The organism is Falsirhodobacter algicola, assembly GCF_018279165.1.
GTDB classification, from domain to species: domain Bacteria; phylum Pseudomonadota; class Alphaproteobacteria; order Rhodobacterales; family Rhodobacteraceae; genus Falsirhodobacter; species Falsirhodobacter algicola.
The window spans coordinates 588,383-605,434 of sequence record NZ_CP047289.1 but is presented as its reverse complement, the minus strand read 5'-3'; the positions used below and the strand labels follow the sequence as shown (position 1 = coordinate 605,434).

General features: G+C 66.6%; 16 protein-coding genes. 6 read left to right on the top strand and 10 right to left on the bottom strand.

What is annotated here, in order from left to right:
• Window position 1: 1 nt before the first annotated feature.
• The 4 genes from pstB to GR316_RS03080 form a co-directional block, all read right to left on the bottom strand.
• On the bottom strand, window positions 2–799 hold the full coding sequence (pstB, locus tag GR316_RS03095) for a phosphate ABC transporter ATP-binding protein PstB (RefSeq protein WP_211784596.1): 798 nt from the start codon (window positions 797–799) through the stop codon (window positions 2–4).
• Window positions 800–809: 10 nt separating this feature from the next.
• Window positions 810–2,147: a phosphate ABC transporter permease PstA gene (gene pstA, locus GR316_RS03090; RefSeq protein WP_211784595.1), complete on the bottom strand. Its 1,338-nt coding sequence runs from the start codon at window positions 2,145–2,147 to the stop codon at window positions 810–812.
• A complete protein-coding gene (gene pstC, locus GR316_RS03085) occupies window positions 2,144–3,607 on the bottom strand; it encodes a phosphate ABC transporter permease subunit PstC (RefSeq protein ID WP_211784594.1) in 1,464 nt (487 codons plus the stop codon). The genes pstA and pstC overlap by 4 nt, the downstream gene beginning before the upstream one ends.
• A gap of 72 nt (window positions 3,608–3,679) precedes the next feature.
• On the bottom strand, window positions 3,680–4,708 hold the full coding sequence (locus GR316_RS03080; protein WP_211784593.1) for a PstS family phosphate ABC transporter substrate-binding protein: 1,029 nt from the start codon (window positions 4,706–4,708) through the stop codon (window positions 3,680–3,682).
• Window positions 4,709–4,988: 280 nt separating this feature from the next.
• Between GR316_RS03080 and GR316_RS03075 the strand changes: the two genes are divergently transcribed.
• Genes GR316_RS03075 through modC form a run of 6 tightly spaced genes read left to right on the top strand, consistent with a single transcriptional unit; the run spans window position 4,989 to window position 11,071 of the window.
• Window positions 4,989–6,575, top strand: a complete 1,587-nt coding sequence (locus GR316_RS03075) for an OpgD/OpgG family glucan biosynthesis protein (protein WP_249218803.1) — start codon at window positions 4,989–4,991, stop codon at window positions 6,573–6,575.
• Between the two features lie 2 nt (window positions 6,576–6,577).
• Window positions 6,578–6,733, top strand: a complete 156-nt coding sequence (locus tag GR316_RS03070; protein WP_211784591.1) for a hypothetical protein — start codon at window positions 6,578–6,580, stop codon at window positions 6,731–6,733.
• 3 nt (window positions 6,734–6,736) lie between these two features.
• On the top strand, window positions 6,737–8,515 hold the full coding sequence (gene mdoH / locus GR316_RS03065; protein ID WP_211784590.1) for a glucans biosynthesis glucosyltransferase MdoH: 1,779 nt from the start codon (window positions 6,737–6,739) through the stop codon (window positions 8,513–8,515).
• 48 nt (window positions 8,516–8,563) lie between these two features.
• Window positions 8,564–9,301 carry a molybdate ABC transporter substrate-binding protein gene (gene modA / locus GR316_RS03060; RefSeq protein ID WP_211784589.1) on the top strand — a complete coding sequence of 246 codons (738 nt, stop codon included), beginning with the start codon at window positions 8,564–8,566 and terminating at the stop codon, window positions 9,299–9,301.
• A gap of 1 nt (window position 9,302) precedes the next feature.
• A complete protein-coding gene (modB, locus tag GR316_RS03055) occupies window positions 9,303–9,992 on the top strand; it encodes a molybdate ABC transporter permease subunit (RefSeq protein WP_211784588.1) in 690 nt (229 codons plus the stop codon).
• Window positions 9,989–11,071, top strand: a complete 1,083-nt coding sequence (modC, locus tag GR316_RS03050) for a molybdenum ABC transporter ATP-binding protein (RefSeq protein ID WP_211784587.1) — start codon at window positions 9,989–9,991, stop codon at window positions 11,069–11,071. Before modB ends, modC begins: the two co-directional genes overlap by 4 nt.
• Here the strand turns inward: modC and mnhG are convergent.
• From mnhG to GR316_RS03020, 6 genes are read right to left on the bottom strand one after another with little or no spacing between them, the layout of a single operon-like run.
• Window positions 11,026–11,358 (bottom strand): monovalent cation/H(+) antiporter subunit G, encoded by a 333-nt coding sequence (gene mnhG, locus GR316_RS03045; RefSeq protein WP_211784586.1) that lies wholly within the window; start codon window positions 11,356–11,358, stop codon window positions 11,026–11,028. The two genes, modC and mnhG, sit on opposite strands and share 46 nt — an antisense overlap.
• Window positions 11,355–11,636, bottom strand: a complete 282-nt coding sequence (locus GR316_RS03040) for a K+/H+ antiporter subunit F (RefSeq protein ID WP_211784585.1) — start codon at window positions 11,634–11,636, stop codon at window positions 11,355–11,357. The genes mnhG and GR316_RS03040 overlap by 4 nt, the downstream gene beginning before the upstream one ends.
• The gene (locus tag GR316_RS03035) at window positions 11,633–12,112 is read right to left on the bottom strand and encodes a Na+/H+ antiporter subunit E (RefSeq protein WP_211784584.1); all 480 of its coding nucleotides are present in this window, start codon (window positions 12,110–12,112) and stop codon (window positions 11,633–11,635) included. The genes GR316_RS03040 and GR316_RS03035 overlap by 4 nt, the downstream gene beginning before the upstream one ends.
• Complete coding sequence (locus GR316_RS03030) at window positions 12,109–13,776, bottom strand: monovalent cation/H+ antiporter subunit D (protein ID WP_211784583.1); 1,668 nt, start codon at window positions 13,774–13,776, stop codon at window positions 12,109–12,111. Before GR316_RS03030 ends, GR316_RS03035 begins: the two co-directional genes overlap by 4 nt.
• Window positions 13,773–14,117: a Na+/H+ antiporter subunit C gene (locus GR316_RS03025; RefSeq protein WP_211784582.1), complete on the bottom strand. Its 345-nt coding sequence runs from the start codon at window positions 14,115–14,117 to the stop codon at window positions 13,773–13,775. The genes GR316_RS03030 and GR316_RS03025 overlap by 4 nt, the downstream gene beginning before the upstream one ends.
• Window positions 14,117–17,023, bottom strand: a complete 2,907-nt coding sequence (locus tag GR316_RS03020) for a monovalent cation/H+ antiporter subunit A (RefSeq protein WP_211784581.1) — start codon at window positions 17,021–17,023, stop codon at window positions 14,117–14,119. Before GR316_RS03020 ends, GR316_RS03025 begins: the two co-directional genes overlap by 1 nt.
• Window positions 17,024–17,052 lie beyond the last annotated feature (29 nt).

Sequence of the window (17,052 nt, the reverse complement as noted above, 5' to 3'; positions counted from 1 at the left end):
CTTATCCGATCTTGCCGCTGATATAGCTTTCGGTCCGCGGATCGCGCGGGTTGGTGAAGATCTGGTTCGTCTCACCGAACTCCACCAGATTGCCGAGGTGGAAGAACGCCGTCTTCTGGCTGACGCGCGCGGCCTGCTGCATGGAGTGGGTGACGATAACCACGGCGAACTGGCTGCGCAGCTCGTCAATCAGCTCTTCGACCTGCGCAGTCGCGATCGGGTCCAGCGCCGAGCACGGCTCGTCCATCAACAGCACCTCGGGAGAGGTGGCGATGGCCCGCGCGATGCACAGACGCTGCTGCTGGCCACCCGACAGCCCGGTGCCGGGCGCGGTCAGGCGGTCCTTCACCTCGTTCCAAAGGGCGGCCTTGCGCAGCGATGCCTCCACCACCTCGTCCAGTTCCGCCCGCGACCGCGTCAGCCCGTGGATCTTGGGACCATAGGCGACGTTGTCGAAGATGGATTTCGGGAAGGGGTTCGGCTTTTGGAACACCATGCCGACCTTGGCGCGCAACTGCACCGGATCGACCTTGGGATCGTAGATATCCTCGCCGTCCAGTTCGATCCGCCCCGTCACCTTGGCCGCGGCGATGGTGTCGTTCATCCGGTTCAGACAGCGCAGGAAGGTGGATTTCCCACAGCCCGACGGCCCGATGAAGGCGGTGACGTTGCCGTTCAGGATGTCGACGTCCACCCCTTTGAGCGCGTGGCTCGTGCCGTAATGCACGTTCACGTCGCGCGCCCTGATCTTCATGTCGTTGGCGGACACATCTCTCTCCGTAAATCGCATGTCGTTCATGATGGATCCCTCACCAGCGACGTTCGAAGCGGCGGCGCAGGATGATCGCGACCGCATTCATCACAAGAAGGAACGCAAGGAGCACGATGATCGCACCCGACGCACGTTCCACGAAAGCAGGATCCGCGCGCTGCGTCCAGTTATAGACCTGAACCGGCAGCGCAGAGGCCGGATCGAACAGACCCGCCGGCGGCGCATCCGGATAATCGCGCACGAAGGCCACCATCCCGATCAGCAGCAGCGGCGCCGTTTCGCCCAAGGCTTGGGCAAGGCCGATGATCGTGCCCGTCAGGATGCCGGGCATCGCCAGCGGCAGCACATGGTGGAACACCGACTGCATCCGGCTGGCCCCGATGCCGAGCGCGGCATCGCGGATCGACGGCGGCACCGCCCGCAGCGCCGCGCGGGTGGAGATGATGATCGTCGGCACCGTCATCAGCGTCAGCACGAGGCCGCCCACGATCGGGGCCGATTGCGGCAGATGCGCGAAGTTGATGAAGATGGCGAGGCCGAGGATACCGAACACGATCGACGGCACCGCCGCGAGGTTCGAGATGTTCACCTCGATCACATCGGTCCAGCGGTTCTTCGGCGCGAATTCTTCAAGGTAGATGGAGCTTGCGACCCCGATCGGCACCGACAGAAGCAGCACCACCGCTATCATGTAGAACGAGCCGAGGATCGCGACGCCGAGGCCTGCCGCTTCGGGGCGGGAATCCGATGCGTCGGGGTTGGTGATGAAATTCCAGTTGAACCGCGTCTCCATCAGGCCATTCGCCACCATCGCCTGCGCCAGATCGACGACCTGCGGCGTGATGTTGTTGTCGCGCACCGCGCTTTCGGCGGTGACGCGGCCCTTGAAGATGCCGTCCACCCGGCCCTGCGCCAGCGCATAGACGTCGACCTTCTGGCCGACGAGATCGGGATTGTTCAGCACGCGGTTGCGCAGCTGGGCGGCCGCCTCGGCGGAAAGCACGCCCGTGATCTCGTTGTCCTGCACGCCTTCGGGAACGATGCCCGCCTCGCGAACCGCCGCGATCAGCCCGCCCCGCAGGACGTTCTGATAGCCGATGGTAGACACGCGCGCCATTTCGGCCGGATCGCGGTTGCCCTGCGGGTCCAGCACATCGGCGGGCAGCGTCATCTCGAAGGCGGCATAGGTCTGACGGAAGGCGGAGGCACCGCCGCCCACGATCGTCACCAAGAGCGTGGCCAGCGCCAGAAGCGCGACCGCGATCGCCGCGATGCCGAAGGCGCGGAAGCGCCGCTCGGCCGCGTTGCGCCGCCGGGTGCGGGCATCGACCTTCAGCAGCGAGGACCGGCGGGGGTTTGCCGTGGCGTCGGTCATTCGTATTGCTCCCGGTATTTGCGCACGATGATCAGCGCGAGGATGTTGAGGCACAGCGTCACGACGAACAGCGTCAGGCCAAGGGCGAAGGCGACCAGCGTCTCGGGCGAGTTGAAGTCGGTATCGCCGGTCAACTGCGAGACGATCTTCACCGTGATCGTCGTCATCGCCTCGAAGGGGTTCACGTCGATCCGCGCGGCGGCCCCCGCCCCCAGCACCACGATCATCGTCTCACCGATCGCGCGCGAGGCGGCCAGCAGGACGGCCCCGACGATGCCCGGCAGCGCCGCCGGCAAGACCACCTGACGGATCGTTTCCGATTGCGTAGCACCAAGGCCGAGGGAGCCGTCGCGCAGGCTTTGCGGAACGGCGTTGATGATGTCATCGGACAGCGAGGAGACGAAGGGGATGATCATGATCCCCATGACCAGACCCGCCGTCGCCACGGACGATCCGGTGGAGCCGAGCCCCAGCGGCTGGGCGAAATAGTCGCGCAGCATCGGACCGACCGTCACCAGCGCGAACAGACCATAGACGATGGTCGGGATGCCGGCGAGGATCTCGATCAGGGGCTTGGCCACCGAACGCACCCGGTTGGAGGCGTATTCCGACAGATAGATCGCCGCGAAAAGGCCGATTGGCACGGCCACCGCCAGCGCGATCAGGCTGATATAGAGCGTGCCCCACAAAAGCGGCAGGATGCCCAGCTCGCTCTGGCCTTGGAACACGGGGGCCCATGTGGTTCCGAAGAAGAAGGCCGTCCACGGATATTGTTGGAAGAAATTGTAGGTCTCGAAAATCAACGAGCAGACGATGGCGATGGTCGTCAGGATCGCGATGACCGAGGCCCCGATCAGAATGCCCAGCGTCACCCGCTCCACCGCGTTGCGCGCGCGGAAATCGGGCCGCGTACGCCGCACGGCGATCAGCGCGCCGATCAGCGCGACGGCGATCGCAACGACGGCCATCGCGATGTTGAGGCTGGCCGAGGCGGCCAGAAGCGCCTGTGCCCCGTCATAGACGGGCTGGGTGATATTGGTCAGGATCGGCACACCCGCATCGCGCAGCGCCGGGGCCAGCGCCTGCGGATCGGCCGCGAAACCGTCGATCTGCCGCAGCGTCATCGCACCCGAGGATACGGCGCTTCGGATCGCCTGCGCCACGGTGCCACTGTCGCGCCGGGCGCCCTCGCGCTCCACCATCGACAGTTCTTGGGGCGCGGCATCGAGGGCGGCATTCACGCGGTTCTCGACGATCATCGGCTGCACGATCAGCCAGACCAGCATCACGAAAACGGCTGGCAGCGCCGCAAGAATGAACGCGTACCAACCATAGTAGGACGGAAGCGAATGCAGGATGCGGGGATCGTCTTTGGCACTGGCCAGCGCATTGCGCCGCGCCAGCGCGAAGGCGGCGAGGGCGATGGCCAGAACCGTCAGCAGTATCCAGAGCACGGGCATGGGGACTCTCGTCTGAAAAGAGGCCCGGCCGAGGGTTCGGCCGGGCTGTGAACCTTGAACCTGTCCCGGTTCTTACATCGTTTCTTCAGCAGCGACAGCCGCTTGCGTGTCGGCCAGTTCCGGATCGGACACGAGGCCATAAGCCGCCAGCGGGCCGTTCGGGCCGGCCATGTCGTCCGAGACGAAGAACTCGACATATTCCTTCAGGCCCGGGATCACACCGAGATGCGCGGCCTTCACATAGAACTGCAGCGGACGCGACACCGGGTATTCACCCGAGGCGATCGTTTCGGTCGACGGCGTCACGCCGGACATCGTCGCGACCTGAAGCGTGTTCATGTTGTTCTCGTAGAAGGACAGACCGAACACGCCGATGCCGTTGCTATCCGACTGGATGCGGGCCAGCGTCTCGGTGTAATCACCGTCGATATCGACCGAACGGCCGTCGGTGCGCACGGCGGTGCAGGCGGCTTCGGCGGTGTCTTCGTCGGACATGGCCGTCATTTCTTCCAGCGCGCCCGATTCTTCGCAGCCAGCCGCAAGGACTTTCTCTTCGAAGACTTCACGCGTGCCGTGCTTGGTGCCCGGAATAAAGGTCAGGATCGGCTGATCCGGCAGATCCGGGTTCACTTCGTTCCAGTTGGTGTAGGGGTTGGCAACGAGCTTGCCGTCCACGACGACCTGAGCGGCCAGCGCCTTGAACCAGTCGGCCGGGGTGAAGGCGAAGGAAGCGCCGTTCACGTCCGAAGCGAAGACGATCCCGTCATAGCCGAAACGCACATACATGATGTCGTTGACGCCGTTGTCGTGGCAGGTCTGCAGTTCGCTGTCGCGGATCAGGCGCGAGGAGTTCGCGATATCCACGGTGTTCTCACCGACGCCTTGGCAGAACTGGGCCAGACCGGCGCCCGAGCCACCCGACTGCACGACCGGCGTCGGGAAATCGAAGTTCTCGCCGAAGGCTTCGGCGACGATCGTGGCATAGGGCAGCACCGTGGACGACCCGGCGACTTGCACCTGATCGCGGCTTTGCGCCGAAGCAGCGGTGACGCCGGCAGCGGCGATGGCCATCATGGACACGGTGACTTTCAGAAACGACATCGGTCTCTCCTTGGATTCTACCTGGGGTTCTGCCCCGGTCATGGGGCTGATTATCCCCGGCCTGCGACCTGTATGTGACATATCCATGACGGTTTTATGACACACGGCCCGCGGAATGATGCCGTCCATAGGCGGCTTTCCACCTGATTTGCTTGCAACCGATTGCGACCGGCCAATATATCAGACGAAATCGCGGCTTCGGGCCGCACGACGTCACATGAGCAGGGTAGCCATGATATCGAGCAAGACCGCCCCACGCCTGTCCCGCAGGTCCCTCCTGATGGGTGGGGCCGCCGGTGCGGCGCTGGTCTCCCTCCCCGCGCACGCCCAAGATGCCCCGGCCCCCGCCCCGGATCAGGTGGAGGCGCCGCCCCCGCCGCAGCCCGAAGCGGCCCCCGCCCCGCAGGACATGGCCTTCGATTTCGATGTGCTGACCGAACAGATGCGTCAGGCCGCGACCACGCCCTACAAGGCGCCGCCCGAACCGACCGGCATCCTCGGCGATCTGCAATACGACGATTACCGCGCCATCAACTTCCGCGCCGATCGCGCCCGCTGGTCCGACGACCCGGCCAGCCTGTTCCGCGTGGCGGCCTTCCACATGGGTTGGCTCTACAGCAATCCCGTGCAGATGTTCGAGGTTGCGGACGGTCACGCGCGGGAGATGCAGTTCTCCACCGACGATTTCGAATATTACAACAACCTCTCCGACCGCTTCAAACCGCATCTGGAGCTTCCGGGCGTCGCGGGCTTCCGGCTGTCCACGCCGATGAACCGCCCCGACATCTACGACGAACTGGTGGTCTTCCTCGGCGCGTCCTATTTCCGCGCATTGGGGCGCGGCAACAGCTATGGCCTTTCGGCCCGCGGGTTGGCGCTCAATACCGCCACCACCACGCAAGAGGAGTTCCCCCGCTTCTCCGCCTTCTATCTGGAGCGTCCTTCGGCCAATTCGCTGACGGTGCATCTCTATGCCGCGCTCGACAGCCCTTCGGTCACGGGGGCGTACCGCTTCGTCATCACCCCCGGCTCGCAGACCGTGGTCAGCGTCACGGCCCGCATCTTCGCGCGCGAAACCGTGGCGCAACTGGGCGTGGCGCCCCTCACATCGATGTTCCTCTTCGCCGAGAAGAACCATTCCGAGTTCGACGATTTCCGCCCCAATGTGCACGATTCCGACGGTCTTCGGATCGAACGCGCCACGGGGGAACGTCTGTGGCGCCCGCTGAACAACCCGTCGCGGTTGAGCGGGTCGTATTTCGCCGAGGAGTCGCCCGTCGCCTTCGGCCTGTATCAGCGCGACCGCGAGTTCGAGAATTACCAAGACCTCGAGGCCCGCTACGAACGGCGCCCCTCGGCCCGCGTCGAGCCCGTCGGTCAATGGGGCAAGGGCGCGATCCGGCTCGTGGAAATCCCCTCCGATTCCGAGGTGAACGACAACATCGTCGCCTTCTGGGTGCCCGATGGCAGCTTCGAAAAGGGGACCGAGCGGGAATATTCCTACATCATCCGCTGGGGCGATCTGATGCCCGATGCGGGCGAGCCTTTGGCCTATGTCTTCGAAACGCGGGCGGGCGCGGGCGGCGTCTCCGGCCTCGATAACGGTCAGAACTTCCGCAAGTTCGTCATAGACTTCCGGGGCGGCACCATCGCCAATCTGCCGGTCGATGCGCAGTTGAACCCGGTGATCAACATCCAGAACGGCACGGTCGAACATTCCAGCCTTGTGCGGATCCCCGGAACCGACATATGGCGGATCATCATGGACGTGCGGACAACCTCGGACAGCATCGTGGAACTCGGTGCGCATATCGCCGGTTACGGACGCAAGTTGTCTGAGACATGGCTATATCAATGGGTCAACTGATCATGGCACAGCAAGATACGCACGACGCCGCCCCGTCCAATCCGCGCGGCACCCTTCCCGACGCCCCGCTGGCGATGCCCAAGCAGGTTCTGCAATCGACGCAGGACAGCATCTGGAAACGTCTGTTCAGCCTTCGCCTGCCCCGGACGGATCCCTGATCCATGGCGCAATCTGACACACGCGGGCATGCAGCCGCGGCCCGCGTCTTCGCGCTTCTGTTCAGCGGTGTGGCCGCCATCGGCGCGTTCATGCTCTTCCTTCAATTCGGTATGGCCGACGGGCTCGATGTCATGGACATCGTGCGCTCGGTCCTGATCCTGATCTCCACCTTCTGGCTGGCATGGGGGGCGGCGCAGGCGATCATGGGCCTGATGTCCCGCGCCGAGGCGCCGTCCCTGCCCGCCTTCACCGGCCTCAGCACCAAAACCGCGATCCTCGTTCCCGTGTACAACGAAGATCCGGTGGCGGTCTTTGCGCGTGTTGCCGCGATGGATGCCTCGCTCAAGGCGACTGGCCATTCGGAGCATTTCCATTTCGCCATCCTGTCCGACACCCGCAAGGACGACATCGCCGAGCAGGAGCGCATCTGGTTCGAGCATCTGATGGACGATTGCGACGGCGAGGGGCGGATGTTCTACCGCCGCCGCACCAGCAATGCCGGGCGCAAGGCCGGCAATATCGAAGATTTCTTCCAGCGCTCGGGCGCGGCCTATGATTTCGCGCTGATCCTCGACGCCGACAGCCTGATGGCCGGTGACACCATCGTGGAGATGGCCCGCCGGATGGAGGCCGAGCCGCGGCTTGGTCTGCTGCAAACCCTGCCGAAGGTGACGCGCGCCGAGGCACGGTTCGGCCGCGCCATGCAGTATTCGGCCAGCTTCCATTCCCCCATCTTCGCGCGCGGTCTTGCGATGATGCAGGGCGAGACCGGCCCCTTCTGGGGCCACAACGCCATCGTGCGCAGCCGCGCCTTCGCCGAGAGTTGCGGCCTGCCGGAACTGACCGGCCGCCCGCCCTTCGGCGGCCATGTCATGAGCCACGACTATGTGGAGGCCGCGCTTCTGGCCCGCGCCGGGTGGATCGTGCGCCTCGATGACGATCTCGAAGGCAGCTTCGAGGAAGGCCCCGAAAACATCGTCGATCACGCCAAACGCGATCGCCGCTGGTGTCAGGGCAACCTTCAGCATGCCAAGATCGTCAACGCGCCGGGCCTTCGCAGCTGGAACCGCTTCGTGTTCATCCAAGGGATCCTCAGCTACATCTCTCCGCTGTTCTGGCTGGGCTTCCTTATCTCCTCCATCACCGCGCCGTGGTTCACGCCGCCGATCAACTACTTCCCCGTGCCGGACTGGCCCTTCCCGGTCTTCCCCTCGGACGAGACGTGGAAGGCGATCGGGCTTGCCGTCGGCATCTTCGGGCTCTTGTTCCTGCCGAAGCTGCTGGTGGCGGCGGATGCTATCCTGTCGCGCCGCGCGCGCGATTTCGGCGGCGCCGGCCTCGTGCTGCAATCGACGCTGGTGGAGCTGATCTTCTCCTCCATCACCGCGCCGATCCTGATGATGTTCCAGACGCGGTCCGTGCTTCAGGTGATCTTCGGGGCCGATAGCGGCTGGCCGACGAACAACCGGGGCGACGGCTCGCTGTCGCTCGGCGAAAGCTGGGCGGCCAGTTGGTGGATCGTGGTGACGGGTCTCGTGGTGCTGTCGGCCACCTATGTCCTGTTCCCGGGGCTGGTGCCGTGGCTGCTGCCCATCGCCCTTCCGATGATCATCGCGCCGCTCGTCATCTGCTGGACCTCGCGCCGCAGCATGACCAGCCTCTTCCGCGTGCCGGTGGAGCGTCATCCCCATCCCGTCATGCTGACGATGGACCGCATCCTCGCCCGCTGGGAAGGCGAACGTGATCTGACCGAGGCCGAGGCGGTGGCTGTCCCGGCTTGACGCCCGGGGGTGGCGGCATAGCATCGGACGGCAAAGAAGGAAGAACGCATGCTCCGCTCCGCCGCCCTGATCCTCGCCCTCACCGCCGCGCCGCTGCAGGCCGCGCCCGTGACGGTCTTTGCCGCCGCCAGCCTGCGCACCGCGCTCGATCAGATCGCGGGCGAATGGCAGGACGAGACGGGGGAAACGGCTAACATCTCTTATGCCGGCTCGTCGGTGCTGGCGCAGCAGATCATTCAGGGCGCGCCAGCGGATGTGTTCATCTCCGCCTCTACGGACTGGATGGATGCGGCGGCGGATGCGGGCGCGATCGAGGACGGAACCCGCCATGACCTTTTGGGCAACAGCCTCGTGCTCGTCGCGCCGCAGGGCACGAAGCAGCTGCCGGTCACCGATCTGCCGCAGGCCCTCGGGGATGAGCGGCTGGCCATGGCGCTGGTCGATTCCGTTCCCGCCGGTGTCTATGGCAAGGAGGCGCTGACCCATCTTGGCCTGTGGGGCACGCTTCGGCCGCATGTCGCGCAGGCCGACAACGTGCGGGCCGCGCTTGCGCTGGTCGCGACGGGCGAGGCGCCGTTCGGCATCGTCTATGCCTCCGACGCCGTGGCCGAACCGCGGGTGAGCGTGGTCGCTTCCTTCCCCGATGACAGCCACGATCCCATCACCTACCCCGCCGCGCAGGTGAAGGGCAGCGAGGGGCTTGAAGCCGCAGCCTTCCTCGCCTTCCTGTCGGGCGACGAGGCCGCGCGCATCTTTGCCGCGCAGGGTTTCCGGGTTCTGAACTGAGGTGGATGCGCTGACGCCTCAGGAATGGCAGGCGGTTGCGCTGTCGCTGAAGGTGTCGCTCGTGGCCACGCTGTGCAGCCTGCCCTTCGCGGTGGGCATCGCCGTCGCGCTGGCGCGGGGGCGGTTCTGGGGGCGGCAGCTTTTGAACGGGCTGGTGCATCTGCCGCTGATCCTGCCCCCGGTCGTGACCGGATACCTCCTGCTGCTCACTTTCGGACGGCGCGGCGCGGTCGGGGCGTGGCTGGCGGATCTCGGCATCGTCTTTGCCTTTCAATGGACGGGGGCGGCGCTGGCGGCGGCCGTCATGGCCTTTCCGCTTCTGGTCCGCGCGATCCGCCTGTCGGTGGAGGCGGTCGATCCAGGGCTGGAGGCGGCGGCGGCGACGCTCGGGGCCCCGCGCCTTCGGGTGTTCCTGACGGTGACGCTGCCGCTGATCCTACCCGGCATCGTGGCGGGGGCCGTCCTCGGCTTTGCCAAGGCGATGGGGGAGTTCGGCGCGACCATCACCTTCGTGTCCAACATTCCCGGCCAGACGCAGACCCTACCCTCGGCCATCTATGCGCTGTTGCAGGTGCCGGGGTCCGAGGATCGGGCGATGCGGCTCGTCCTCGTATCGATCGCGGTGTCGATGGGGGCAATCCTGCTGTCGGAATACGTCGCGCGGGGCATCGCGCGCAGGATGCGCGGATGACGCTGGACATTGCGCTGCGCCACCGGCTGGGCCGGTTCGATCTGGACATCGCCTTCGCGTCGGAGGCGCGGGTGACGACGCTGTTCGGCCCCTCCGGCGCGGGCAAGACGACCGTGGCACAGGCGGTGGCTGGGCTGCTGCGCCCCAAGGCGGGCCATATCCACCTGAACGGAAGCGCCATGTTCGGGCCAGGAACATGGGTGCCGCCGCATCGGCGCAAGATCGGCTATGTCTTTCAGGACGCGCGCCTGTTCCCGCATATGACGGTGCGGGCGAACCTGCTCTATGGCAATCGCGATCCGTCCTCGCTTGGCCGGATCGCGGATCTGCTGGGGATCGGGCCGCTGCTGACGCGCCGCCCGGCCCGGCTTTCGGGCGGGGAGCGGCAGCGCGTGGCGATCGGGCGGGCGCTGCTGTCCGATCCCGCGCTTCTGATCATGGACGAGCCGCTTTCCGCTCTCGATCCGCCGCGCCGGCAGGAGATCCTTCCCTATTTGGAGCATCTGCGCGACGGCGAGGGGCCGCCCATCCTTTATATCAGCCATTCCGTCGCCGAAATCGCCCGCCTGTCGGACCGGGTCATCTTGCTGGAGGGGGGCCGCGTGCGCGGGGCCGGCACCCCGGCCGAACTGCTGGCCGATGCCGGGGCTGGCCCCCTTCTGGGCGCGGGGGAGCTTGGCGCGCTCTTGCAGGCCCGGATCGAGGCGAAGGAGGAGGACGGGCTGACCCGCCTTTCCACGGCGGCAGGCCTGCTTTGGCTCGTGACCGATGCGCCGGTCGGGCGGGATCTGCGGGTGCGGATACAGGCGACGGATGTCATGCTGTCCCGCCGCAGGCCGGAGGGGCTCTCGGCGCTGAACATCCTGCCCGCGCGGGTCGAAACCCTGCCCGAAGGCGGGGCGACGGCGCTCGTCGGGCTACGGACGAAAGCCGGGCCGCTGCTGGCCAGCGTGACCGCACGGTCCATCGCCGCGCTCGATCTCCGGCCGGGGGTGGAGTGTTTCGCGATCCTGAAGGCCGCCGCGGTGGAGGGTCACTCCTCCGTCGGGGGCGGCGATTTGCGCGCCCGGTCGCGGTAAAGCGCCGCCCGCCCCAGCAGCATCAGCGTCACCGGCGTCGTGCACATGATGAAGAAGCCGATCAGGATCTCATGCACGACGATCCTGTCCCCGGTGGTGGAAAAGAACAGCATCGAGGCGAGGATGATCGCCAACGTCCCCCCGCTATTGCCAAGCGCCGGAGCGTGCAGCCGCTGATAGAAGAGCGGAAAGCGCAGCATCCCGACCGCGCCCAGCAGCGTCAGCCCCGCCCCAAGGATCAGCAGCCCCGCGACCACCACGGCCAGCCATGTCGGAACCTCGGTCATTCGATCACCTCGCCGCGCATCAGGAATTTGGCCAGCGCCACCGTGGCCACGAAGCCCAGAACGGCCACGATCAGAGCCGCCTCGAAGAAGACCGCCGTCCGGGTCTGGATGCCCAGCGTCACCAGAAGCAGGAGCATCACGACATAGATCGCGTCGAGCGCGAGCACCCGGTCCTGCGCGCGTGGGCCGCGGATCAGCCGCACCAGCATGCACAGCATCGCCGCCCCCAGCAGGATCTGGGCCGTGACGACGCCGAAGGTCAGGATTGTCGCGCTCATCCAAAAATCTCCAGCAGGCGGCGTTCGTAGCGGTTCTGGATCGTATGCTCCCACGTCTCGCCCTCGCCGATGTCGAGGACATGCATCAAGAGGATGCCGCGCCGCGGGTCCCATCCCATCCATGCCGTGCCGGGGGTGGCGGTGATGACCACCGCCAGAATGGCCAAGGCGGCGCGGTTCCGCGTGTCCAGAGCGACCTCGACAAGGCCGGACCGGGGCGCGGCGCGGCGGAACACCTGCCGCCCCACCTGCAAGTTCGACCACAGGATGTCATAGACGATGACGACGAACAGCATCGGCAGCGGTCGCCAGTTGCGGATGCGGATCGCTTGCGGCTCCAACGGGGCGACGGCGCGGGCCGCGACGAGCGCGACGCCCGTGCCCAGAACGAGTTGACCGAGCGAAAAGCTCGTCAGCATCAGCCACATCAGCAAGAGCCCGGCAGCGGCAAGGGGATGGGGCAGGATCTGCTTCATTCCCCCGCCTCCTGCCGCCGATCGACGGTGCGGTCCGCCTCCAGCACGCCGTTCACATAGACCGAGGGGCGGTGCAGCGCGGTCGCCGTCGCCTCGAGGTAGCGCATGATCGGCCGCGCCTGCCATGTCATTCCAACGATGACGGCGATCAGCACGATGACGGGCGCGATCTCGGTCACCATGACGGCGGGCGGCTGTTCATCGACCGAGGTCCAGAAGGTCTGCACCCCCACCCGCATCAGCGCGACCAGCGTGGCAAAGCCCGAACCGATCAGCACCGCCATGAAGACCCAGACCTGCGGGCGGCCCGTCGTCGCATCCTCCAACAGGCCCGACAGCATCATGACCTTGCCCAGAAAGCCCGGCAGCGGCGGCAGCCCCGCCAGCACCAGAACCAACAGCGCATAGCAAAGCGCCAGCAGCGTCATCCCCGCCGGCACCAGAAGGCCGGGCACTGGGGGCGGCGTCTCCATCTCCTCATCCGGGGCGCCGTAGAGATCGGCCGAGAGCGCGAGCATGGAGGCTATGGCCCCGCGCCCGCGTTCCGCCAGCTCCACCAGCAGGAACAGCGCCGAGAGCGCGAGGGTGGAGCCGACCATATAGAAGAGCGCGCCCGACAGCATCGCGCTGCCGCCGCCCTGAAGCCCGAGGCCGATCACCGTCAGCATCGTCCCCGAGGAGATCAGCACCGCATGCCCCGCCATCCGCGACATGTTCTGTGCCCCGAGGATGCCCGCGCTGCCGAAGAGCATCGTCGCGATGCCCCCCGCCACCAGTACCTGCGCCGCGAAGGTGATGCTCACCCCCTCGCCCGGCGCGAAGGCCAGAAACGTAAGCCGCAGAAGGACATAGACGCCGACCTTCGTCAGAATTGCGAACATCGCCGAGGCCGGGGCCGCCGCCGCCTGATAGGTGGAGGGCAGCCAGAAGCACATCGGCCACATTCCCGCCTTCACCAGAAACACGACCGCGAGGATCGCCAGCGCGGCATGCACGAGCGGGGTCTGCGCCTCGTCCAGGGCAGGCAATTGGCGGGCAAGTTCGGCCATGTTCAGCGTGCCGGCGACGCCGTAGATCATCGCCACCCCGATCAGGAAGAACAGCGAGGCGAGCAGGTTGATCGCGATGTAATGCATCCCCGCCCGCACCCGCTCCGGCCCCGATCCGTGCAGCGCCAGCCCATAGGAGGCCGCGAGCATGATCTCGAAGAAGACGAAGAGGTTGAAGAGATCCCCCGTCAGCACCGCTCCGTTCACCCCCATCATGAGGAACATGAACAGGCTGTGGAAATGCTGCCCGCGGCCCTGCCACATCGCCGAGGCATAGACGAGCGCCGGAACGGACAAGAGCGCCGACAGGAACAGCATCAGCGCCGACAGCCGGTCCAGCACGAGGTTGATGCCGAAGGGCGTCGGCCAATCGCCCAAGAGATAAAGGCCGACCTCGGTCCCGCCGGACGGCCCCTCGCCCTTGGCGTCCAGCATCAGGACCACCGAGGCGATCAGCACCGTCACCGCCGCGACGAGGCTGATGGCCAGCTTCGCCCCGCGCTGGCGATCCTCGTAGAAGAGCATCGCCGCCGCCGCGATCAGCGGCACGAGGATCGGAGCGAGGATCAGGTGATGCGGGGTCGTGGCCCCGGCCAGCGCCTCCACCGGGTTCATCGCTTGCGCTCCTTTCCGTCGACATGGTCCGTGCCGGAAAAGCCCCGCGCCGCCAGCAGAACCACGAGGAACAGCGCCGTCGTGGCAAAGCTGATGACGATGGCCGTCAGAACCAGCGCCTGCGGGATCGGATCGGCATAGGCGGCGGGATCGACCTCGGCGCCGCGGGTCAGGATCGGCGCCGCGCCGACCCGCAGGCCGCCCATGGAAAAGATGAACAGGTTCACCCCATAGGACAGAAGGCACAGCCCGGTGATGACCTGAAAGCTGCGGGGCCGCAGCACGAGCCACATGCCCGAGCCGACGAGCACCCCTATGGCAAGGGAGAGGATCAGTTCCATCAGCCGTCCTCCTTGCGGGATTTCTCGCGGGCGCGCGACCAGCGCAGCGATTGGTGGGCCAGCGCGATCTGGATCAGCACCACCGCCCCGACCACCAGCGCCGCCACCCCCAGATCGAAGAGAAGCGCCGTCGCCGCCGGCACATCCCCGATCAGCGGCACCGCGACATAGCGCGAATGCGCCGTCAGGAACGGATAGCCGAACAGCCACGACCCCATCCCCGTCCCGGCCGAGATCAGCAGGCCAAGGCCGATCCAGCGCACGGGCAGGATGCGCAGACGATCCTCCACCCATGTCACATCGGCGGCGAGGTATTGCAGCAGGAAGGCGATGGCCAACGTGACGCCCGCCGCGAACCCGCCGCCCGGCAGATCATGGCCGCGGAAGAACAACTCCGCCGCCAGCAGCACGATCACCGGGAACATCCAGTGCATGATGACCGAGGGCACCAGCAGATAGTCGCGGACCGTATCCCCCCGCTCGCGCCCGTCGGCGGCGTCGTCATGGTCGTTCTGAAGACGCTGCTGATGGGTCAGCGCATTGCTTTCGACCGCCGGGCGGAAGCGGCGCAGCAGCGCAAAGACCGTCAGCGCGACGATGGCCAGCACCGCCATTTCGCCGAACGTATCGAAGGCGCGGAAATCCACGAGGATGACATTGACCACATTGGTGCCCCCGCCTTCGGAATAGGAATGCTGAAGGAACCAGTCCGACGGAAGATTGCCCGGCGGGCGCGTCATCACCGTATAGGCCAGCACCGCCGTGCCGATCCCGCAGATGACGGCCAGCACCAGATCGCCCCGGCGGCGGAGGCGGGCGCGCGCGCCTTCGCGGAAGGCGGGATCGGGATGGCGCTGCGGCAACCAGCGCAGGCCCAGAAGCAGCAGCACCGTGGTCACGATCTCCACCAGAAGCTGGGTCACGGCCAGATCGGGGGCCGACAGCCAGACGAAGGTGACGCAGGTCGCGATCCCGGCCCCGCCCAGCAGCACCAGCGCGGCGAAGCGGTGGTATTTGGCCATCCACGCCGCCGCGATGGCCGAAGCCCCGCCGAAGATCCACAACACGGCAAAGGCCGGATCGAAGCCCGCCGCGCTGACGGAGGCCGCCGTCGCCCCCTGCTTCCACAGCGCCAGAAGGCAGCCCGCCACCGCCGCCAGCACCAGAAGACGCATCTGCGGTTGAAGCCGCTCGGTCCCGAGGGCGCGGACGATGCGGCGCGGCAGGCTCCATGCGGCCTGCACCATCACGGCATCGAAGATGCGGCTGGCGCGGATGCGGTGCAGAAGGGGCGGCCCCTCCGGCCCGCGAGCGATGCGGCCACGCCCGAAGCCATACACCGCGCAGCCCGCGACTATGGCGATCACGCTCATGAAGAACGGGGTGTTGATCCCGTGCCAAAGCGCGAGCGAGAAGTCCGGCACATCATCGCCCAGCACGGCCCCGGCCGCGACGGTCAGGACCGGCATCACCACCACGGAGGGCGCGATCCCGATCAGGAGGCACAGGATGGCCAGCACCTCCACCGGGCGGCGCATCCACGCGGCCGGCTCCTGCGGCGGCGAGGGCAGATCCTGCGCCGGCGCGCCGAAGAAGACAGAGTGCACGAAACGCAGCGAATAGGCGACCGAGAAGAGCGAGGCCACTACCGCGATATAGGGCAGCGAATCGTCGAACGCCGAACCGCCATGCCATGCGAAGGTTTCGGCGAAGAACATCTCCTTGGAAATGAAGCCGTTCAGAAGCGGCACCCCCGCCATGGATGCGGAGGCGATCGCCGCCAGCGCCGCCGTGCGCGGCATGGCGCGGCGCAGACCCGACAGGCGGCGGATGTCGCGGGTGCCCGTCTCGTGGTCGATGATGCCCGCCGCCATGAAGAGCGAGGCCTTGAACACCGCATGGTTCATCGTGTGGAAAATCGCGGCGACGATGGCGTCCGGCCCGCCGATCCCGACCAGCGCGACGATCAGGCCCAGATGGCTGATGGTGGAATAGGCCAGAATCCCCTTCAGATCGTGCCGGAACAGCGCCACGATCGCCCCGATCGTCAGCGTCGCCATCCCAACGCCCGCCACCACGTTGAACCAGACCGCCGTGCCCCCCAGCACCGGCGAGAAGCGCACGAGGAGGAACACCCCCATCTTCACCATCGTCGCCGAATGCAGATAGGCCGAGGCCGGCGTCGGCGCGGCCATCGCGCCCGGAAGCCAGAAATGGAACGGGAACTGCGCCGATTTCGTGAAGCAGCCCAGCAGGAACAGCGACAGCGCCGGCAGATACAGCGGATGCGCGCGGATCGCATCGCCCGAGCGGAGCACGACATCCAGATCGTAGCTGCCCGCCATATAGCCGATCATGACCATCGCCCCGAGCAGGCACAGCCCGCCGCCCCCGGTGATGACCAGCGCGGTGCGCGCCCCGTCCCGCGCGCCCGCATTGCGCCGCCAGAAACCGATCAAGAGGAACGAAAAGAGGCTCGTCAGTTCCCAGAACACGGTCAGCATCACGAGGTTGCCCGACAGCAGCATCCCGTTCATCGCCCCGGCGAAGGCCAGCAGCAGCGCAAGGAACCGCGAGGCGGAATCCCGGCGCGAGAGGTAGTAATGGGCATAGACGACGACCAGAAGCCCGATGCCGAACACCAGCAGCTCAAAGAGCCAGACGAGGCCGTCCATCCGCAACGTCAGGTTGATCCCCTGCTGCGGCAGCCATGCGTTGTAATCGCGCAGCACATCGCCCTCGGCGATGCGCGGCCAGAGCGCGGCAAGGATCACCAGCCCCGCTGCCATCGTCAGCGCCGCCACCACCGCCGCCGCCTTGCGCGCCCGTTCGTGCACCGTGGCGACGATCAGACTGCCGATGAAGGGCAGCGCGACAAGGACGGACAGGAGCGAATGTGCGAGCATCGGGGCGGGCCGGTCCTTTCGCGATAGGG